Raw genomic sequence first — 19,112 nt, forward strand, 5'->3', positions numbered from 1 at the left:
CTGCGATAAAACCCTAACAGAAGGTAAAGCCAGTAATGTCGACAAAAAAAACCCCTGCACGCGTAGTGAATGCCCGCCTGATTGCCCATCGGGGAGCACCGCTGCTGGCACCGGAAAACACGCTGCCTTCGTTTCAGGCGGCTGTTGAACATGGAGCGACGTGGATAGAGGTGGATGTCAAACTCACCAAAGACAGACACCCGGTCATTATTCATGACGATTCCGTGGACCGGACAACAAATGGCAAAGGCTATGTGGCGAACTTAACCCTGGATGAGATCCGATCGCTGGAGGCGGGCGTGTGTTATGGCCACCTTTTCAGAGGCGTAAAAGTGCCGACGCTGGCTGAAACAGTGGCGTTTGTTCTGGATAAAGGCGTCGGGCTGCAACTGGAGATCAAACCCACCTCCGGACAGGAAGTGGAAACGGCGGAGATTGCTATCGCTCAGCTGAAGTCACTGTGGCCAGCAGGTGAGAAGAAGCTCTTTATCAGCAGCTTCTCGGAGATTTCGCTGCAGGTTGCCGCACAGCTTATGCCTGACGTCCCGCGCGGCCTGGCAGTTTGCGTCCCGCCCAAAGACCCCGAGGCGCTCCTCGCCAGAACGGGTTGCCAGATCCTGCATTTCCTGGGTGACTTCGCGACGGACGAAGACCTGACGCGACTGGCTCGTTCAGGTATTGAATTTGCGATTGCCACAATCAATGACCCGGTTCTTGCCAGGAAATATATTGATGCGGGTGCGCAAACGGTATTAAGCGATATCCCCGACTTAGCATTCTGAATAAAAAATTGTTCAGGACGTTCTCAGCCATAAATCCGTAACACCAGGGAAATTCATTATAAAAATGGCCATAACCTTTATGGCCGCTATAACGCCTTTATTATTTAGCCATTCTGGAAGACGAAAGTCATAGTGAAATAAATGCCGCTCTGCGCGGTTACCTCCTCATGCTTAAGTTAACGGATAAGGGTAGATGATATGCACAATAAAATAAAAGCCGCCGCGCCGTATGCAATCTGTTTTCTGGCCTCATTTTCTGCATACTCCGCTGAGATTTATAATAAAGATGGAAATAAACTCGACCTGTACGGTAAAGTCGATGCGCGTCATGTTTTCTCAGATAATATTGCAGAAGATGGCGACAACTCATACGCACGCCTGGGTTTTAAAGGTGAGACGCAAATTAACGATCGGCTTAGCGGTTATGGTCAATGGGAATATAACTTCCCGCTGAATCACAGTGAAGGCGGTAGCGACGCGCAAACGGGTAATGCCACACGCTTAGGGTTTGCCGGTCTGAAACTGGCCGACTTCGGCTCATTCGATTATGGCCGTAGCTTTGGGGTGCTGTACGTTGCCTCTGCCTATACGGATATGGCACCGGTCTACGGTTCCGGCACCATGACTACCAACGATAACTTCCTGTCAAAACGCTCAACCGGCCTCGCGACCTGGCACTCTCCGGCGTGGGGTGGGTTAAAGCTGACCCTGCAGTATCAGGGAAAAAATGACCGCGCCACCGCTAAAGTGGCTAACGGGGATGGCTACGGTGCTGGTGTGACTTACAGCATTACCGATGGGCTGAGCATTGCGGCGGCAGGGATGAAAGCCAAACGGACGCTGACCCAGCAAGCTGACGGTCAGGGAGACGATGCCACCGCCTGGGTCACCTCTGCAAAATATGATGCCAGCCAGCTCTATCTGGCCGCCATGTATGGCGAAGCCAGTGACGTTACGCCTTATGGACAGCAGGCACAGGTCGCCGACAAAACCCATAACGTTGAGGCGATTGCGCAGTACCAGTTCCTGAACGGTCTGCGCCCTTCTGTCGGTTTTGTCATGCAGCGTGGCGAAAACCTGCAGGGCGCAGGGAATTTTGCCGGAGGCAGCCAGACGATGCAGAAATATATTGCGGTGGGCACCTATTACTATTTCAACAAGAACATGCTGACCTACGTGGACTACCGCATTAACCTGCTGAAGGACAACGACTTTACGCGTGCCACCGGCATTACGACGAAAAACAGTATCGGTATGGGCCTGACCTATCAGTTCTGACCCGGCTGCTCCTTTTTTGTGCAGTATGGCTTCATACCTGACAACGCGCACTTAGCGAGGCTGGCTCATGCCAGCTTTTTTTACGTCAGCCGCAGGGGGAATCATTACAGGGCCGGGGACGCAGCCTGATGAGGGGTTTCCAGCCACTTAACATAGGCCTGATCCCACAACGCCGCCGGCGTTCCCGCTTTGCCCAGACCAAACCCATGCCCGCCTTTGCTGATCTGAATCAGCTCAACCGGCACGCGATTACGCCGACAGGTGTCGCGCATCAGCTCGGTGTTAAACGGGTTGGAGGTGTGATCGTCTTCCGCCTGCGCCAGGAAGGTGGGCGGATAGCGCCGGGTCACAAAGTTCTGCACTGACCAGTTTGCCTCATCCTGTGGGGTGGCATTTTTGCCGACCATCATCAGATGCGTGCTGGTGTGCTGATAGGGCGCTTCCAGGGTAATGACCGGATAGATCAGGCCCACGCTGTCGACGGCGGGCACCACTTCATCCAGCGGGTCGATGGCCGGATAGGATTCAAAGTCCGGGCGCGCCGCCGCCAGCCCCAGCAGATGGCCACCGGCCGAGAAGCCCAGCACATGCACCCTGCGCTCAAACGATCGCACCAGCCGGATAGCACGCTGCGCATCCTGCAGCGGAGCCAGCCGCCCCGCCTGCCACTTTTCATGCGGCAGCCGGTAGCTGAGCACGTAGGCGGTGTAGCCATTGGCATTCAGCCAGCGCGCCACCGGCCAGGCTTCGCGCCCCATGCCGATCCAGCGATAGCCGCCGCCTGCGGCGATCAGCACCGCTTCGCCGTTGGGATTTTCCGGTTTGAAACGCTGGATCGCCGGGCTGACGATATTGGACCACGAACCGCTGCTGTTAATGTGCAGCTGGCCCGACGGGCCACCGCCGCCGGGCGGGTCGTCCGGCCAGAGGGGAATAATGTCATCGCGGGCAAATAATTTGCCGGTGGTCATGGAGAGCCCAAGCGCTCCCGTGCCGAGAATAAAGCGTCGACGCGTAATCATAGTGCCTGTTAAGTGATGCCAGTAAGAGAGCAGCCCGTTGCGGTGTGCTGCAAAAGAATCAACAGATGCAAGTCTGGTGCCAGACGCTGGCGATTATGTACGCAATGCCGGGTGAAAAGCCATAAAAAAACGCGCCCCGCAGGCGCGTTTTATACCGTGCGGCCCGGTTAATCTTCCTGCTGGAACTGCGCCATCACAGCCTGCTCACACTGCTGTTCGTTGACGCGCAGTTTGGCGCGTTCATCGTCACCCAGCTGCAGCCAGGCACTGGCAACTTCCCGCGCCGATTCTTCATCAAATTCGGGCTGATTCATCGCCGATGAGGATTTACTGCGCGCCACGTCAGATTTCATCTGCTCCACATACTGATCCGCGCTGGCGACCTTTTTTTCACTGCTGACGATGTGACATAGCTGACTGGCGTAGACATTCTGTTCGGTGTCAGCGTCGTCCGCCGCCAGCGCGCTGCCGGAGGCGAGCAGGCTCAGCAGGATAATCTGGGTTACTTTCATTCTTCACTCCTGTTTGTTCGGATTAAACTTTGCGCTGAAGGGCTTCGATGCGCTTCTGACGCCAGTTCAGCAGCGGCGACACGGTGGTGCCGTGGACAACCACGCTACAGACCACCAGCGTTAACGCCATATTCGTCATGATTTCCATCTGCGGGCCTTCCATGCCGTGCGTCCAGGCATAGGCAATATAGTTCAGGCTGCCGATTCCGCGGATGCCCAGCCAGCCAATCAGCAGACGCTGACCCAGCGGCAGCCCGGCGCGCAGCGTGACCAGCCAGACGGCCAGCGGACGCACCACCACAAACAGCACCAGGCCCAGCAGCACGCCGTAGATATTCCAGTGCTGTGCCAGCGTCACGCCCAGCACCACCATCATGCCAGCCGCCAGCAGACGTTCAATAGTATCGCCAAAAGAGAGGGCGTCGCCTACTACAAACCCAATCGACTTCACCATATTGTTATTGCCCTGGTGCGCCAGCCGCTTATTGGGATTGACCAGCGCCTCAGAGGGGAGAACACGTTCATCATCAGAGAGATCCTCCGGCTGATGACGGCGAAACACCCCCAGCTCGGCGCGGCGTAGCCCCAGTCCGGCGGCAAAGGCGGCCAGGAAGCCGGAGGCCCCCAGCCACTCCACCAGCGAATAACTCAGCGCGATCAGCGCCAGCGCGAGGAAATCATTGGGGGCCACATCGCCGTTGGCATTGCGCAGCCGGGTCGTCAGCACGCCGATCATCTGCCCCATGACAAAGCCGATAAGCAGCCCGGCGCCAATCGCCCAGATCACCTCGACCGCGCCCCAGTGAGCCAGCATCCCCCCGCTCAGGCTCTCGCCATTGAACAGCAGCAGCGCCAGCACCAGCAGCGGCAGCGCGGAGCCGTCGTTCATGCCCGCTTCGCTGGAGATTGCCACCCGCAGCGAGTCATCATCCTGCGCATCGTTTACCGAGATGAGGCTGGCCAGCACCGGGTCCGTCGGTGCGACAATGGCACCAAACGCCAGCGCAACCGGCCAGTCTAATCCCACCAGGAAATGGGCCAGCAGGGTCATTGCCGCCACGGTCAGCAGCATGGCGGGAAAGGCGAGTTTCAGCCCGGTGTGCCAGCAGTTATTCTGTAACGGCAGACGCAGCTTGAGTCCGGTGATAAACAGCGAGGCGGCCATAGTGATTTCGGTAATGTGGGCCACGGCTTCGGAATGGGTGACGATATCGATGTGGACCACATCAAACGCCCACGGGCCGCACAGTATGCCCGCGATAAGAAACAGACCAAATGAGGTGACTGGCCCCCGGTGAATCCAACCGGAAGCCAGCGACATCAGCAGCAGAAGGCCGCCCGTCGCTGCTGTCCAGGCTAAAAAGTTCATAATGCTCCAGCTTATTTCGGGTTTATCAATAAGCCTGGCACATTTTTTGAAGGGCGAGACGATCAGTTTTTCAGGTGGCGACTGGCGAAGCGCACCGCCAGCGCGGCCGCACCGGCTAAGGTAGAGAGCGCAACCACCCCATTCCAGCCCCAGTGCGCCAGCGCCAGGCTGCCCAGTGCCGCCCCGCTGGCCATACCAATAAACACCACGGTGAACAGCAGCGCATTGAGGCGACTGCGTGCTTCAGGTGCCAGGCCATAGACCAGCGTCTGGTGCGCGACCAGCGTGGCCTGCACGCCCAGATCAAAGCCAATGGTACAGATCACAATCAGCGCCAGCTGCGCCGGGACAGGCAGCACGGGCAGCAGGAACATCAGCGCAAAAGAGAGCGTCACCAGGGCGGCACCGGCCTGGGTGACCCGCGCCGGGCCGATGCGATCGGCAAAACTGCCCGCCAGCGGGGCCGCCATCGCCCCCGCTGCCCCGGCTAAGCCAAAGGCCCCGGCCACGGCGCTGTCCAGATGAAAGCGATCGCTGAGCATTAACGCCAGCGTCGACCAGAAGGCGCTGAAGCCTACCGACAGCAGTCCCTGAGCCAGAGCGGCGCGGCGCAGCGTCTGGTGGTGACGCCACAGATGCACCAGCGACAGCAACAGCCGCGGATAGCTTACGGTGGTGCCCGGCGTAAAGCGTGGCAGCACCCGCCTGAGCGTCAGCGTAATCAGCAGCACCGACAGCGCCGCAATCAGATACATGGTGCGCCAGCCGAAATACTCCGCCACCACGCCACTGACGACCCGCGACAGCAGAATCCCCACCAGCAGGCCGGTCATCACCGTGCCGACGGTTTTACCCCGGCTGCGTTCTGGAGCCAGCGCCGCCGACGCCGGGACAATATCCTGCGCCACGGTGGCGGTCAGGCCGGTCACAAAGCTGGCGATCAGCAGCGCGCTGAGCCCCGCGGAAAAGCCACACAGCAGCAGTGCGGCGACCAGCAGCAGGCCCTTGATAAAGATAATCGTGCGCCGGTCATGGCGGTCGCCCAGCGGGGCCAGCAGCAGGATGCCCAGCGCATAGCCCGCCTGCGTCAGCATCGGCACCATGCCGACCGCGCCGATGCCCGCACTGAACTGTTTACTGATGATATCCAGCATCGGCTGACTGTAGTAAATCGACGCCACGCTGAGCCCGGCCCCGGCGGCCAGGGTGAAGACCAGCGGAGCAGAGAGCGGTTCGTTTCGGGTTGGGTTTTCTATTGCTGACATGGTGTCATCCTCATCATTTCGTGCCGCTATTTAAGCGCATTGCGGTTATACGCGGTAGACTGACGTCAGGCAAAACCGTTATGCGTGGAGCGTATGAATTATTCCAGTGGCAGCGACCGCATCGAACTGATGCAGACTTTTATCCGTATTGTTGAGAGCGGCAGCCTCTCTGCCGCTGCGGCACAGCTCGGCACCACCCAGCCTACCGTCAGCCGGCGGCTGCAAATCCTGGAGCAGCGGCTGGGGCTGAAGCTCATTCTGCGCACGACCCATGCGCTGAAGCTCACCGATGATGGTGAACGCTGCTACGCCCAGGCGCGGCAGCTGCTGGCCACGTGGCATGCGCTGGAAGATGAGCTGACCGGGGCCAGTGACGATCCCATCGGCACGCTGCGGGTTCGCGCCCCGCACGCCTTTGGTCAGGATCAGCTGATCGATCCCCTGGTGGACTATCTGCACCGCTATCCCCGACTCAATATAGAGTGGATGCTGAATGACCGCACACCTGACTTCATCGCGGAAAATGTGGACTGTGCCATTCAGGTCGGCGCGCCCAGCGATCCGTCGGTCGTGGCGGTCCTGCTGGCAGAAGTGCCGCGTTTCGTGGTGGCGGCGCCGCGCCTGCTGGACCAGTTTCCGCCGATTGAGCGGGTGGAACAGCTGGGCGATCTGCCGTGGCTGGCGCTCACCAGCTTCTACCGTAATGAAGTGGCGTTGCAGAAAATAGATGACGGCCAGCCGCTGAACCTGCCGATTATGCCGCGGCTGAGCAGCGACAGCCTTTACGCCGTGCGTAAAGCGGCACTGGCCGGCATGGGGGCGGCGATTGTCTCATCGTGGGCGGTGCAGGACGATCTGGCGGAGGGCAAACTGATTCAGCTGATGCCCGCGTGGCAAGCCCCGCCGCTGCCGGTGTGGCTGACCTATCCGTGGGCGAGTTACTACCCGGCCAGGCTGCAACACTTCTTTGCCATGATCAAAGAGGTGATGCCGCAGCTGACCGGCACCCGTCCGGCCTCACAACCGGCCCGCTCAGACAGGGCGGAGTAACGTCGGAGACAGCTAGCGGATTTGGGCAGGGAGACGCGGGATGAGGAGGCAGAGCAGGCGCCCGCATCAGCGGCGCGCCGGAAAGGGAATGCGTTACTTTTTATCGTAGCGTGACAGCTTATCGAGCCAGCCCATGACAAAGGCGGAGAGCACGAAGGTCAGGTGGATAATCACGTACCACATCAGCTTATCATTATCGACGTTGCGCGCTTCCATAAACACCCGCAGCAGGTGAATTGAAGAGATGGCGACGATAGAGGCGGCCACTTTGTTCTTCAGTGAGCCGGAGTCCATCTTGCCCAGCCAGCTCAGCTTCTCTTTGTCTTCGTCGATATCGAGCTTCGAGATAAAGTTCTCATAGCCTGACAGCATCACCATCACCAGCAGACCGCCAACCAGCGTCATATCGACCAGCGACAGCAGCAGCAGGATCAGATCGTTTTCCGCAATGCTGAAAATGTTGGGCAGCAGGTGGACTATTTCCTGGAAAAATTTAATCGTCAGCGCCAGCAATCCCAGCGAAAGTCCAATGTAAACCGGGGCCAGCAACCAGCGCGATGCATACATCAGGTTTTCGGTAAAACGTTCCATACAATCCCACACGTAATCAGACAGGTCCGGGAGTATAACCGATTCACTGTGAAGTTATTTCAGCTCGTCGTCAGAAATTTCCGGAACCGGCGGCAGGGGGAGTGAGAGACGAAAGGCCGCGCCGCCTTCGGTCCGATTCTCTGCCCAAATCTGGCCGCCGTGGCTCTCAATGATGGTTTTACAGATCGCCAGCCCCAGCCCGACGCCCGGTACGGCAGACTCCTTATCACCGCGCGAAAACTTATCGAATATCCGGCTTAAGTCCCCTTCAGCGATGCCCGGCCCGCCATCCCAGACGGAGATCTCCAGCCGGTTTGCGGCACGCCATGCCCGGATGCCGCGCGGCGCACAGTTACCGGCATACTTCAGGCTGTTTTCAATCAGATTAGTGAAGACCCGCTCCAGCAGTGTGCTGTCGCCTTTGATCAGCACGATATCGTCCGGCAGGTCGAGCTGCACCTCATGCCCTTTCAGCGACGGCGCCATGCTGCTCAGCGCCCCGCCAATCACCTCCTCCAGCGCCAGCCACTCTTCACGCAGATTGAGGCCGCCCGACTGAATGCGCGCCATATCCAGCATATTGCTGACCAGCCGGATGGTACTCAGCGTCTGCTCGCGGATCTGGCTGGCCTGCGGCACATATTTTGAGTTGTCGCTGGCCAGGTCGAGCATCAGCATTTCCGCCTGACCAAACAGCACGGTCAGCGGGGTGCGCAGATCGTGTGACAGGGCGGACAGCAGCGCATTGCGCAGCTGTTCCCGCTCGGCCGAGAGCCGCGATGCCGCCTCGCTGTGCGACAGCGCCATCCGCTCCAGCGCGTTAGCAATCAGCACCGTAAAGGTTTCCACCAGCCGCTGCTGTTCAGGGATCATCAGCTGACGCAGATTCTGCGGCTCCACCACCAGCAGGCCCCGGCAGTGCCCGCCGCTTTTCAGCGGCAGGATCTGATAAGGCACCGCCGGTAACGTATCGGTGCCCGCTCCCGCCGGCTGGCCTTTGCTGTAGCTCCACTTCGCGATAGCGCGGTCCGGTTCGCTGGCCGGTAACGCCTCACCGACCGGCTGCAGTTCGCCCTGCTCATCCGGCAGCAGCAGCAGGCAGCGCGCCTGCAGGGTGGCATCCAGCACCCGCTGGCTGGTCGCCGCGATATCCTGCGGCGTTAAGGCGCTGCCCAGCGATTTCGCCATCTCATAGAGCTGTCGCGCACGCTGTTCACGGTAGCGTGCCACCCGCGCCTGATAGCGGACGCCCGCCGTGAGGTTGCCGACGATGACCCCGACCGCCAGCATCACACCAAAGGTGACCAGATATTGCAGGTCGGAGACCGCCACCGTGCCGGTGGGGGCCACAAAGAAGAGGTCGAAGGCGACGATATTCATCACCGTGGCGATCACCGACGGCCAGCGCCCGTAGCGCAGCGCCACGATCACCACCGCCAGCAGGTAGATCATCACGCAGTTGGCGGGATCGAAGTTGATCAGCACCGACTGCCCGGCGGCGGTAACGGCGATGCAGAGCACCAGCGCCATCATCACGCCACGCAGCTGAATCCGCCATTTATCGCTGGTCGGGCGGCCATCCGGCAGCGGATGCGGCGCATCCTTCAGTGGTTCATCCAGCGCCACCACCAGCAGGTCGAGATCCGGCCCCAGCTGGCCGAGCCGCTCGGCAAAACTGTCACGCCGCCAGCGCCGCAGCGGACGGCGGCCGGTGACGATTTTGCCCAGATTATGTTCGCGCGCGTAGCCCAGCACCGCTTCGGCTTCATCCGGCTCGGAGAGGGTGGCGGTTTCCGCCCCCAGCTCCTGCGCCAGCTGCAGCGTGCGCAGAATCGCCCGCCGCCGTCCTTCCTGCAGCCGGTGAAGACGGGGCGTTTCAACATAGACCGCATGCCATTCACTGCCGAGCCGCGCCGCCAGCCGGGCGGCCGTGCGCACCAGCTTCTCACTGCCGCTGTCGTCGCCGATGCAGAGCAGAATGGCGTCGCGGGTGTGCCAGACGCGATCCCGCCCCTGCTGATCGCGCCAGGCGCGCATCTGGTCATCCACCCGATCGGCGGTGCGGCGCAGGGCCAGCTCACGCAGCGCGAACAGGTTACCTTTGCGGAAAAAGTTTTCGATGGCGCGCTCTGCCCGGTCACCGATGTAGACCTTGCCCTCTTTCAGCCGCTGACGCAGATCGTCGGGCGGCAGATCGACCAGCACCACCTCATCGGCGCTGTCGAAAAAGGGATCGGGCACGGTTTCGCGCACCTGAATGCCGGTGACGCCCCCGACCACATCGTTGAGGCTCTCAAGATGCTGCACGTTGACGGTGGTCAGCACGTCAATGCCCGCTTCAAGCAGCTCTTCGATGTCCTGCCAGCGCTTGGGATGGCGCGAGCCCTGCACGTTGGTGTGCGCCAGCTCATCCATCAGGATCACCGCCGGATGGCGAGCCAGTGCCGCATCGAGATCGAACTCCGCATGACGCGAGCGACCGGTCGCACGACGCGGCAACAGAGGTAATCCCGTCAGCAGCTGCGCGGTTTCCGGCCGTTCATGGGTCTCCACCACGCCGATCAGCACATCCAGACCCTGCGCGCGCAGCCGCTGCGCCTCCTGCAGCATGGCGTAGGTTTTGCCCACACCGGCACAGGCACCAAAGTAGATTTTCAGCTGCCCGCGATGGGTTTCGCGGTTAGCCTGCAGCAGCGCGTCGGGATCGGGACGCTGGGGTTCGTGATTCATAGCTTCCTTAATGGCATAACAGAAACACCCTTACAGATCGTTGAGCGCCATATTGAGCTGCAGCACATTGACCGTCGGCGAGCCGAGGAATGGCATCAGCGGACGGTGCGTCTGCTGGTCGATCAGCGCCTCGACCTGCGCTAACGGCAGCTTACGGCTGGCGGCGATGCGCGGTGCCTGCCACAACGCGGCGTCAGTCGAGATATCCGGGTCCAGCCCGCTGGCTGAGGTGGTGACCAGCTCAACCGGCACCGCGGCGGGCGCCTGCGGATTGGCGGCCCGCAGCGCTGCGACGCGCTCCGCGACGGCTTTGTCCAGCGCCGGGTTACTGGCTGCCAGATTACTGCCCCCTGAGGCCAGCGGATTATCGGGTTTGTCGCTGGTGGCTGAAGGGCGGCCCCAGAAATAACCGGGCTGCGTGAAGTTCTGACCAATCAGCGCGGATCCACGCACCACGCCATCCTCCTCCAGCAGCGATCCATTCGCCTGCGCCGGAAACAGCCACTGCGCCAGGCTGGTCGTGAGGAAAGGATAAACCACGCCGGTGATCAGGGTAAGCAGTAACAACAGTAAAATTGCCGGACGTAACTGACTCATTTTTTGCTCCTCAGGCCATGCCTGATAACACTAACAGCAGATCGATAGCTTTGATGCCGGCAAACGGCACCAGCAGGCCGCCCAGCCCATAAATCAGCAGGTTGCGGCGCAGCAGCGCAGCGGCACTCAGTGGCCGGTAGCTGACGCCTTTCAGGGCCAGCGGGATCAGAAAGACAATCACCAGAGCGTTGAAGATCACCGCTGAGAGGATCGCGCTGGCGGGCGAGTGCAGCTGCATGACGTTGAGCATGTTGAGCTGCGGATAGGTCGCCGCAAACGCCGCCGGGATGATCGCAAAATATTTCGCCACGTCGTTGGCGATACTGAAGGTGGTCAGCGAACCGCGCGTCATCAGCATCTGTTTACCGATGTGCACCACTTCCAGCAGCTTGGTCGGGTTCGAGTCGAGGTCGACCATGTTGCCCGCCTCTTTCGCCGCCTGCGTACCGGAGTTCATCGCCACCGCCACATCGGCCTGTGCCAGCGCAGGCGCATCGTTGGTGCCGTCGCCGGTCATCGCGACCAGACGCCCTTCCGCCTGATACTGGCGGATCAGCGCCAGCTTCGCTTCCGGCGTCGCCTCAGAGAGAAAATCATCCACGCCCGCTTCCGCCGCAATCGCTGCCGCCGTCAGCGGGTTATCGCCGGTGATCATCACGGTTTTGATGCCCATCTTGCGCAGCTCGGCAAAGCGCTCTTTGATGCCGCCTTTTACGATATCCTTCAGCGCCACCACGCCCAGCACGTTTGCGCCCTCGGCGACGACCAGCGGGGTGCCCCCGGTGCGCGCCACCTCTTCGACCTGGGCATTCACCTCGGCCGGGAAACGGCCATGACTGGCTTCGATGTGGCGACGCACCGCATCCACCGCCCCTTTACGGATCAGCCGGTCCTGCACGTTGACGCCGCTCATGCGGGTCTGCGCCGAGAAGGGAATAAAGGTAGCCCCCATGCTGCTGAGATCGCGTTCACGCAGGTTAAACTGCTGTTTAGCCAGCACCACGATGCTGCGGCCCTCCGGCGTCTCATCGGCCAGCGACGCCAGCTGCGCCGCGTCGGCCAGCTGCTCCTCGCTGACGCCCGGCGCGGGCAGGAACTGCGTCGCCTGACGGTTACCCAGGGTGATGGTGCCGGTTTTATCCAGCATCAGCACATCCACATCGCCTGCGGCCTCGACGGCACGGCCGCTGGTGGCGATGACGTTAGCGCCCAGCATCCGGCTCATCCCCGCCACCCCAATCGCTGACAGCAGGCCACCAATCGTGGTCGGGATCAGACAGACCAGCAGCGCCACCAGCACCGTAACGCTGACCGGCGTTCCGCCCCAGGCCGAGAAAGGCCAGAGCGTCACGGTCGCCAGCAGGAAGACGATGGTCAGCGAAACCAGCAGGATGGTCAGGGCAATCTCGTTTGGCGTTTTGCGACGCTTCGCGCCTTCCACCATGGCGATCATCCGGTCGAGGAAGGTTTCACCCGGGTTGGCGCTGCAGGTGATCACCAGCCAGTCAGAGAGAATGCGGGTCCCGCCGGTCACGGAGGCAAAGTCCCCGCCCGACTCGCGGATCACCGGGGCGGACTCGCCGGTAATGGCGCTCTCATCCACCGAGGCCCCGCCCTCCAGCACTTCACCGTCGCAGGGAATGATGTCGCCCGCTTCTACCAGCACCGCGTCGCCTTTGCGCAGCTGATCGGCGGCCACCTGCTGCCACTCTGCGCCATAGCGCGCCGCTGACAGTTTTTTGGCAAAGCTGGTCTTTTTCACCCCTTTCAGGCTGCTCGCCTGGGCTTTACTGCGCCCCTCTGCCAGCGCCTCCGCCAGATTGGCGAACAGCACGGTAAACCAGAGCCAGAGCGCAATCGCTCCGGTAAAACTGGCGCTGCCGTCGATCCGGCCCGCCAGCATCGCCAGCGCCAGCAGCGAGGTCAGGATGCTGCCGAGGTAGACCACAAACATCACCGGGTTACGGAACTGCACCCGGGGATCGAGCTTTTTCACCGCATCCCAGGCTGAGGTGCGCAGTAGCGCTGCGTCAAATAACGCCTGTTGTTGACGACTCATGAGGATTGTCCCTGAACAAGTTGCAGATGCTCAGCCACCGGGCCCAGCGCCAGAGCAGGAATAAAGGTCAGTGCGCCGACCAGCAGCACCGTACCGATCAGCAGTGCGATAAACAGCGGGCCGTGGGTAGGCAGCGTGCCATTGCCCACCGGCTGCACTTTTTTCGCCGCCATCGCCCCGGCAATCGCCATCACCGGAATGATGATGCCGAAGCGGCCCAGCAGCATGCAGACGGCCAGTAACAGGTTCCAGAACGGCGTGTTGGCGCTGAGTCCGGCAAAGGCACTGCCGTTGTTGTTGGCCGCGGATGAGACGGCGTAAAGCACTTCGCTGAAGCCGTGAATGCCCGGGTTTGCCATAGCGCTGCGTCCGGCGTCGGTCATCATCGCCAGAGCGGTGCCGATCAGCACCAGCGCCGGGGTGACCAGAATCGCCAGGGCAGTCATTTTCATCTCCCAGACATCGACTTTTTTACCCAGAAACTCCGGCGTGCGGCCAATCATCAGCCCGGCGATAAACACCGCCAGCAGCACGAACAGCAGCATGCCATAGAGGCCGGCTCCGACACCGCCGAACACCACTTCGCCCAGCTGCATCAGCCACATCGGCACCATCCCGCCCAGCGCGGTAAAGGAGTCGTGCATGGCATTGACCGCACCGCACGAGGCTGCCGTCGTGATCACGGCGAACAGGCTGCTGTTAAGAATGCCAAAGCGCGTCTCTTTGCCTTCCATATTGACGGCGCTGTCAGCCCCCAGCTGGAGAAAGTGCGGGTTGCCCTGCAGTTCGGCCCACATCACCACCGCCACCGCCGCCACAAACATCAGCGTCATCGCCCACAGCAGCATGTGGCCCTGACGACGGTCACGCACGCTTTCGCCAAACGCGAAGCAGAGCGCCGCCGGGATCAGGAAGATGCTCAGCATCTGCACGAAGTTGGTGAGCACATTCGGGTTTTCAAACGGATGGGCGGAGTTGGCGTTAAAGAAGCCGCCACCGTTGGTGCCCAGCATTTTGATCGCCTCCTGCGACGCCACCGGCCCCATCGACAGCGTCTGCTGCGCGCCTTCCAGCGTGGAGAGGCTGTGATAAGGCAGGACGTTCTGAATGCTGCCCTGACTGACAAAGAACAGCGCCATCAGCAGGCTGATGGGCAGTAAGACGTAGAGCGTGATGCGCGTCAGGTCGCGCCAGGCGTTGCCCAGCGTGGCGATGCTGCGATTCGCGAAGCCACGGATCAGGGCAAATGCCACCGCAATGCCGGTCGCGGCAGAGAGGAAGTTCTGCACCGTCAGGCCCACCATCTGACTGAAATAGCTCAGGGTGCTCTCACCGCTGTAGGACTGCCAGTTGGTGTTGGTGACAAAGCTGATGGCGGTGTTGAGCGCCAGATGCCAGCTCAGGCCAGGCAGCTGCTGTGGATTGAGCGGCAGCGCCCCCTGCATCAGCAGAATCGCCAGCAGCACGACAAAACCCAGCGCATTAAACAGCAGAATCGCCAGCAGATAGTGCGGCCAGCGCATGTCAGATTGCTGCGCCCCCAGCAGTCGCCACAGCAGCGCTTCAAGGCGGGCAAACACCGGCTTATCCGCCACTAACGACGCCAGACCCCGGCCGAGCGGCTGCGCCAGCACCATCAGCAGCAGCAGATAAACGGCGATAAGTAAGAAAGCATTGGCCGCCATCAGAAGGCCTCCGCATTTAACAGGGCATAGATCAGATAGCCCAGTAACAACACCACCAGCAGAATGCCGGTTATTACGCCCACGCTCACAGGAACCTCCAGAGGTTTGGATTTAGGGCATAGCTTGCGCGGAGGCGTATAAAGAAGGGGTTAAAATGCAGCGGGCGGGCGTAAAAATAGTGTAAAAATGGCGAAATATCAGGCGACTTCCAGCGCCCAGATACGATTAAGATCGACATTACCCCACAGCGTGCTGTCCTCTGCGCCGACAATGCTGTCAGTGCAGAAACTGTCGCCAAGGTCGAGCTCCTCCGGTTTGACTTCACGCTGGGCGTGCAGCGACCAGAACACATGCACACAGGGACGCATCAGCGATTTCTCACCCGCTCTGACCACCAGTGCCACCCGGCCGGAGGCGAGACGCACCAGCGATCCCACCGGATAGATGCCGATGGTGCGCACAAAGGTGTGCAGCAGGCCGGGGTCAAAATGGCCGCGCCAGCTCAGCATCTGATGCATCGCCTCAGCAGGCGTCCAGCCGTTGCGATAGGCCCGGGTTGAGGTCACGGCATCATAGACGTCACACACCGCCGCCATGCGGGCATAGAGCGAAATCGCCTCCCCTTTCAGGCCGTGCGGGTAGCCGCTGCCATCATATTTCTCATGATGATGCAGGGCGATATCCAGCAGATCGTCATCGGCGTCAGCTTCTATCAGCATCTGCGTGCCAACCACCGGATGCTCGCGCATCACCCTGAACTCTTCGTCAGTCAGCTTGCCGGCTTTGTTGAGGATCGCCAGTGGCACGGCCGCTTTACCGACATCATGCAGTAAACCGCCCATGCCCACCCGCCGCAGCTGCTGGTCGTTCAGACCGAGTGTTTTACCCAGCGCAATCATCAGCCCGCAGACCGCCATGGAGTGCAGGTAGGTATAGTCATCATGATTCTTCAGCCGCGCCACGCTCAGCATGGCGGAAGGTTCACGCGTGATCGATCCGGCGATTTCATCCACCAGATTCATCATATAGTCGAGCTTCAGGCCGTTACCCAGCCGCGCTTCGTTGAACATCGCCAGGACTTTCGGTTTGCCCTGCTGGAAGATCTGCTGGGCCTGATCGAGTTCCTGAAAAAAGGGGGTGCGACCAATGGTTTTTTTCGCGACCACGGTGGCGATCGGGGCCTGCACTGAACGATCGAGATCGATCCAGAGCTGGCGGATCCCTTCACTGCGTAACAGGGCGATTTGTCGTGGATCGGCGATCAGCATCTCATTACGAATGCGCTGGTCTTTGATCCACCAGACTTCCAGCTTGTGGATAAACATCCCCGGGCGCAGTTCATCAATGGTAATCAGCTTTATCACGCTATCACTCCTTAAGCTCAGCGAGGGAGATAAGGTGATATCGGCAGCTGGACAAATTTTCTTCAGGCTGTTTTGTGCGGCGGCGGCGTTCAGGAGAGTGGTCAGAGGAGAGGCAATTGCGCTTACTTACGCAAGCAGCAGGTTTTTTGCCTGGCCCGGCAGAATTATTTATATTTGCTCCGGGACGTTGACTTAACGGTGACATGGAAAGGGTCATAAACATGATGAAAACCGGCATATTACTGGCTGATACAGCGTTATTTTTTGGTGGGCTGGGCTGCTGCCTTCTGGTGCTGTCGCTTATTCTTTTTTTGATCAAAAGACAGGATTATTATGGTCTTGTTTCCTCTTATCGGGAAAAATATACCTTGCCTGGCCCCTGCGCCTTTTATTACACGACGGGCTTTTTCGGCGTGTTTCCGCTTTTACGATTTTTCATAAAATTAAGCCAAAGAAAGAAAATACGATTTATTTCCCCTAACGATCCCGGTTATGCCTTTTTTGATGACAAAAAACATCAGATTCATGCCTGGATGAAACTTTATTCGCTGCTGTGGTTTGCCGCTACGGCATGTTATATCCTGTTCGCTGTTTTTGGTCTGCTTTTACCTTAAAGCCCGTGCTGGCGTCAGCGTAACTCCCTGCGCAGCGCCTGCCGGGGAAGGCACAGCAGACAGAGGCTCCGAAAAGTGGTTAATCATTCTATAATGACAAATAAAATAATAGCGGAAATGGGACTCTTTTTTGCCTTATCAGGCAGTGCAATGATATTGCTTTCTTTAATTATTTATCTCTTAAAAAGAGAAGAATATTATTATCTGATAGCACGGTATAAAGAAAAATATCTTTTTCCTGCTCCGGCCTCGTTTCATCATATGACGGGCTTTTTTGGTGCTGTTATAGTGATACGCTTTTTTATCAGACTATCGCATAAAAAAAGAATCTTATTTATGCGTCATGATGATCCTGCCTGCTCTTTCTTCGATGAACCTGATGTAAACCTCCAGGCCTGGATGATCTTTTTCTATTACCTGTGGGTTACCGCGACGGCGTTTTTTGTTGCTGCCGGAATGTTGAGTCTGCTGCTGCCTTAATTCAGACAGGGCGCTGCACAAAAGCGCAAAAACCCTGTCTCTCTGCCGCAGTGCGCGCAGCAATAACGCCACGCTTTTCCGGCAAAGTGTGGCGGCACCAGCAAGAGTGAAAAGAGGCGGTTGTCAAACCTGACTCTCCTTCATAAGCTGCAAATGATCTTATTTATCCATTCTCATAATAAATGAAAAATCTATTCCATCCGGTTAACCTCGGGAGTCCGCAATGAAAAAATGTGCATGGGCAATTCTCTGTCTGCTCGCTCTTTCCACGTCGGCGCTGGCAGAGAAAATTGGCGTGTCGGTGGCCTATTTCGACCAGAACTTTCTCACCCTTATCCGCCAGGCAATCGACAAGGAGGCAAAAGCGCAAAAGCTGGATGCGCAGTTTGAAGATGCGCGCGGCGATGTGGGCCGTCAGACCGATCAGGTGCAGAGCTTTATCAGCGCCGGAGTGGATGCGATTATCGTCGATCCGGTCGACTCCGCCAGCACCCCTGCCCTGACCCGCCTGGCGCAGCAGGCTCGCATTCCGCTGGTTTACGTTAACCGCACGCCGGGCGATAAAACCCTGCCTCCGGGCGTGGTGTTTGTCGGCTCGGATGAGCGCGAATCGGGCACGCTGCAGATGGAGGCGCTGGCAAAACAGGCCGGCTATCGTGGCCGGGTCGCCATTATGATCGGTAACCTCAGCGATGCGGGTGCATTGCAGCGCACCCGGGATGTGGAGCAGGTGGTCGCAAAGTATCCCGGGATGAAAGTGGTGCTGAAACAGACCGCCAACTATGCGCGCAACGAGGGAATGGATTTAATGCTCAGCTGGCTGTCGAACGGCGAAGATATCGATATTGTCGCTGCCAACAACGATGAAATGGCGATTGGTGCCACTATGGCGATCGCGCAGGCGAAGCCGAAGAAAACCATTCTGGTGGGCGGTATTGATGCCACGCCGGATGGCCTGAAAGCGCTGGCTAGCGGCAAACTGGCGGTCACGGTTTTCCAGGATGCCGTGGGTCAGGGCAGAAAATCGGTTGAGGTGGCGCAGCAGATGATTAAAGGCCAGAAGGTAGCGTCCCATCAGTGGATCCCGTTTGAGCTGGTCACGCAGCAGAATATGCAGCAATACAGCACGAAGAATCCGTGACGCAGACTGGCGCGGCCGCGTGACCGCGCCATTTATTACGCGTCGTTCAGCAGCTTCGCCATCATCACGACATCGCGCAGCTGCCCGTCACGCAGGGCAGCCTGGCGCTTCATTCCTTCCCGTTCAAAGCCCAGCCGCTGGTAGAGCCGCAGCGCCCGTTCGTTGTCGTGAAACACCTCCAGCTCCATCCGGGTGATCCCCAGCCAGTTGCGGGCATAGTTCATCGCGGTGCGGATCAGACGCTCACCGACGCCGCGTCCGGCAAAGTCAGGATGTACCCCCAGCCCAAAGCTGATGCAGTGGCGGGTGCGCGGCTTACTGTCGACGAACAGCGTCAGCTCACCGGCCAGCACGCCGTCGATTTCGGCGACAAACGCAACAAAACCCTCTGCATCCATCCTGGCGAATTTTTTCTCCCAGAGGGCGACGCTGGGAAACGGCAGTTGCAGTGTCCAGGGGTAAACATCGGGGTGACTGTAAAGCCGCTGATAGGCGGCAGCATCCTGCGGTTCCCGTGCCCGTATGACAATTTCCATATTTTCTCCTGTTAGCCGGATGGGGTTCATGCACTAA

General features: G+C 59.3%; 18 protein-coding genes. 6 read left to right on the plus strand and 12 right to left on the minus strand.

Translation table 11 applies throughout. From position 1 onward, the window contains the following. Nucleotides 1-35: 35 nt before the first annotated feature. Both S7A_RS03185 and S7A_RS03190 read left to right on the plus strand, forming a co-directional pair. The gene (locus tag S7A_RS03185; protein WP_009087895.1) at nt 36-782 is read left to right on the plus strand and encodes a glycerophosphodiester phosphodiesterase family protein; all 747 of its coding nucleotides are present in this window, start codon (nt 36-38) and stop codon (nt 780-782) included. Between the two features lie 198 nt (nt 783-980). Next, the gene (locus tag S7A_RS03190; RefSeq protein WP_009087896.1) at nt 981-2,060 is read left to right on the plus strand and encodes a porin; all 1,080 of its coding nucleotides are present in this window, start codon (nt 981-983) and stop codon (nt 2,058-2,060) included. A gap of 104 nt (nt 2,061-2,164) precedes the next feature. Here the strand turns inward: S7A_RS03190 and S7A_RS03195 are convergent, their stop codons facing one another. The 4 genes from S7A_RS03195 to S7A_RS03210 all read right to left on the minus strand — a co-directional run bounded on the left by S7A_RS03195 (nt 2,165) and on the right by S7A_RS03210 (nt 6,228). Next, complete coding sequence (locus tag S7A_RS03195; protein ID WP_033736095.1) at nt 2,165-3,082, minus strand: alpha/beta hydrolase; 918 nt, start codon at nt 3,080-3,082, stop codon at nt 2,165-2,167. Nucleotides 3,083-3,249: 167 nt separating this feature from the next. Then, nucleotides 3,250-3,594 (minus strand): hypothetical protein, encoded by a 345-nt coding sequence (locus tag S7A_RS03200; RefSeq protein WP_009087900.1) that lies wholly within the window; start codon nt 3,592-3,594, stop codon nt 3,250-3,252. A gap of 22 nt (nt 3,595-3,616) precedes the next feature. After that, nucleotides 3,617-4,963 (minus strand): sodium:proton antiporter, encoded by a 1,347-nt coding sequence (locus S7A_RS03205; RefSeq protein ID WP_009087902.1) that lies wholly within the window; start codon nt 4,961-4,963, stop codon nt 3,617-3,619. Between the two features lie 62 nt (nt 4,964-5,025). Continuing rightward, on the minus strand, nt 5,026-6,228 hold the full coding sequence (locus tag S7A_RS03210; RefSeq protein ID WP_009087904.1) for an MFS transporter: 1,203 nt from the start codon (nt 6,226-6,228) through the stop codon (nt 5,026-5,028). 93 nt (nt 6,229-6,321) lie between these two features. Here S7A_RS03210 and S7A_RS03215 point away from each other — a divergent pair, with 93 nt between their 5' ends. After that, on the plus strand, nt 6,322-7,278 hold the full coding sequence (locus tag S7A_RS03215) for a LysR family transcriptional regulator (RefSeq protein ID WP_009087906.1): 957 nt from the start codon (nt 6,322-6,324) through the stop codon (nt 7,276-7,278). Between the two features lie 93 nt (nt 7,279-7,371). On the opposite strand, the gene S7A_RS03220 is transcribed toward S7A_RS03215, so the two are convergent. The 7 genes from S7A_RS03220 to S7A_RS03250 all read right to left on the minus strand — a co-directional run bounded on the left by S7A_RS03220 (nt 7,372) and on the right by S7A_RS03250 (nt 16,304). Beyond that, the gene (locus tag S7A_RS03220) at nt 7,372-7,869 is read right to left on the minus strand and encodes a TIGR00645 family protein (protein ID WP_009087908.1); all 498 of its coding nucleotides are present in this window, start codon (nt 7,867-7,869) and stop codon (nt 7,372-7,374) included. Between the two features lie 54 nt (nt 7,870-7,923). Then, complete coding sequence (kdpD, locus tag S7A_RS03225) at nt 7,924-10,599, minus strand: two-component system sensor histidine kinase KdpD (RefSeq protein WP_009087910.1); 2,676 nt, start codon at nt 10,597-10,599, stop codon at nt 7,924-7,926. A 30-nt stretch (nt 10,600-10,629) separates the two neighbouring features. After that, a complete protein-coding gene (gene kdpC, locus S7A_RS03230) occupies nt 10,630-11,196 on the minus strand; it encodes a potassium-transporting ATPase subunit KdpC (RefSeq protein ID WP_009087913.1) in 567 nt (188 codons plus the stop codon). Between the two features lie 10 nt (nt 11,197-11,206). Continuing rightward, nucleotides 11,207-13,255: a potassium-transporting ATPase subunit KdpB gene (kdpB, locus tag S7A_RS03235; protein WP_009087915.1), complete on the minus strand. Its 2,049-nt coding sequence runs from the start codon at nt 13,253-13,255 to the stop codon at nt 11,207-11,209. Continuing rightward, a complete protein-coding gene (kdpA, locus tag S7A_RS03240; protein WP_009087916.1) occupies nt 13,252-14,940 on the minus strand; it encodes a potassium-transporting ATPase subunit KdpA in 1,689 nt (562 codons plus the stop codon). The genes kdpB and kdpA overlap by 4 nt, the downstream gene beginning before the upstream one ends. Beyond that, nucleotides 14,940-15,029, minus strand: a complete 90-nt coding sequence (kdpF, locus tag S7A_RS03245; protein WP_009087918.1) for a K(+)-transporting ATPase subunit F — start codon at nt 15,027-15,029, stop codon at nt 14,940-14,942. The genes kdpA and kdpF overlap by 1 nt, the downstream gene beginning before the upstream one ends. A 108-nt stretch (nt 15,030-15,137) precedes the next feature. Continuing rightward, complete coding sequence (locus S7A_RS03250; protein WP_009087920.1) at nt 15,138-16,304, minus strand: HD-GYP domain-containing protein; 1,167 nt, start codon at nt 16,302-16,304, stop codon at nt 15,138-15,140. Nucleotides 16,305-16,525: 221 nt separating this feature from the next. Here S7A_RS03250 and S7A_RS03255 point away from each other — a divergent pair, with 221 nt between their 5' ends. The 3 genes from S7A_RS03255 (at nt 16,526) to S7A_RS03265 (ending at nt 18,539) form a co-directional block, all read left to right on the plus strand. Then, on the plus strand, nt 16,526-16,918 hold the full coding sequence (locus S7A_RS03255; RefSeq protein WP_009087921.1) for a hypothetical protein: 393 nt from the start codon (nt 16,526-16,528) through the stop codon (nt 16,916-16,918). A gap of 93 nt (nt 16,919-17,011) precedes the next feature. After that, complete coding sequence (locus S7A_RS03260; RefSeq protein ID WP_237712298.1) at nt 17,012-17,398, plus strand: hypothetical protein; 387 nt, start codon at nt 17,012-17,014, stop codon at nt 17,396-17,398. Nucleotides 17,399-17,621: 223 nt separating this feature from the next. Next, a complete protein-coding gene (locus tag S7A_RS03265; protein WP_009087923.1) occupies nt 17,622-18,539 on the plus strand; it encodes a sugar ABC transporter substrate-binding protein in 918 nt (305 codons plus the stop codon). A gap of 35 nt (nt 18,540-18,574) precedes the next feature. Here the strand turns inward: S7A_RS03265 and S7A_RS03270 are convergent, their stop codons facing one another. Next, nucleotides 18,575-19,075: a GNAT family N-acetyltransferase gene (locus S7A_RS03270; RefSeq protein ID WP_009087926.1), complete on the minus strand. Its 501-nt coding sequence runs from the start codon at nt 19,073-19,075 to the stop codon at nt 18,575-18,577. Between the last annotated feature and the right edge of the window lie 37 nt (nt 19,076-19,112).

Source organism: Pantoea sp. Sc1 (assembly GCF_000255315.1).
Lineage (GTDB): Bacteria > Pseudomonadota > Gammaproteobacteria > Enterobacterales > Enterobacteriaceae > Pantoea > Pantoea anthophila.

What these genes read in the sequence shown, in the direction of transcription:
- S7A_RS03185 (WP_009087895.1), top strand. Translation starts at nt 36, where the DNA reads ATGTCGACAAAAAAAACCCCTGCACGCGTAGTGAATGCCCGCCTGATT.
- S7A_RS03190 (WP_009087896.1), top strand. Translation starts at nt 981, where the DNA reads ATGCACAATAAAATAAAAGCCGCCGCGCCGTATGCAATCTGTTTTCTG.
- S7A_RS03195 (WP_033736095.1), bottom strand. Translation starts at nt 3,082, where the DNA reads ATGATTACGCGTCGACGCTTTATTCTCGGCACGGGAGCGCTTGGGCTC.
- S7A_RS03200 (WP_009087900.1), bottom strand. Translation starts at nt 3,594, where the DNA reads ATGAAAGTAACCCAGATTATCCTGCTGAGCCTGCTCGCCTCCGGCAGC.
- S7A_RS03205 (WP_009087902.1), bottom strand. Translation starts at nt 4,963, where the DNA reads ATGAACTTTTTAGCCTGGACAGCAGCGACGGGCGGCCTTCTGCTGCTG.
- S7A_RS03210 (WP_009087904.1), bottom strand. Translation starts at nt 6,228, where the DNA reads ATGTCAGCAATAGAAAACCCAACCCGAAACGAACCGCTCTCTGCTCCG.
- S7A_RS03215 (WP_009087906.1), top strand. Translation starts at nt 6,322, where the DNA reads ATGAATTATTCCAGTGGCAGCGACCGCATCGAACTGATGCAGACTTTT.
- S7A_RS03220 (WP_009087908.1), bottom strand. Translation starts at nt 7,869, where the DNA reads ATGGAACGTTTTACCGAAAACCTGATGTATGCATCGCGCTGGTTGCTG.
- kdpD (WP_009087910.1), bottom strand. Translation starts at nt 10,599, where the DNA reads ATGAATCACGAACCCCAGCGTCCCGATCCCGACGCGCTGCTGCAGGCT.
- kdpC (WP_009087913.1), bottom strand. Translation starts at nt 11,196, where the DNA reads ATGAGTCAGTTACGTCCGGCAATTTTACTGTTGTTACTGCTTACCCTG.
- kdpB (WP_009087915.1), bottom strand. Translation starts at nt 13,255, where the DNA reads ATGAGTCGTCAACAACAGGCGTTATTTGACGCAGCGCTACTGCGCACC.
- kdpA (WP_009087916.1), bottom strand. Translation starts at nt 14,940, where the DNA reads ATGGCGGCCAATGCTTTCTTACTTATCGCCGTTTATCTGCTGCTGCTG.
- S7A_RS03255 (WP_009087921.1), top strand. Translation starts at nt 16,526, where the DNA reads ATGATGAAAACCGGCATATTACTGGCTGATACAGCGTTATTTTTTGGT.
- S7A_RS03260 (WP_237712298.1), top strand. Translation starts at nt 17,012, where the DNA reads ATGACAAATAAAATAATAGCGGAAATGGGACTCTTTTTTGCCTTATCA.
- S7A_RS03265 (WP_009087923.1), top strand. Translation starts at nt 17,622, where the DNA reads ATGAAAAAATGTGCATGGGCAATTCTCTGTCTGCTCGCTCTTTCCACG.
- S7A_RS03270 (WP_009087926.1), bottom strand. Translation starts at nt 19,075, where the DNA reads ATGGAAATTGTCATACGGGCACGGGAACCGCAGGATGCTGCCGCCTAT.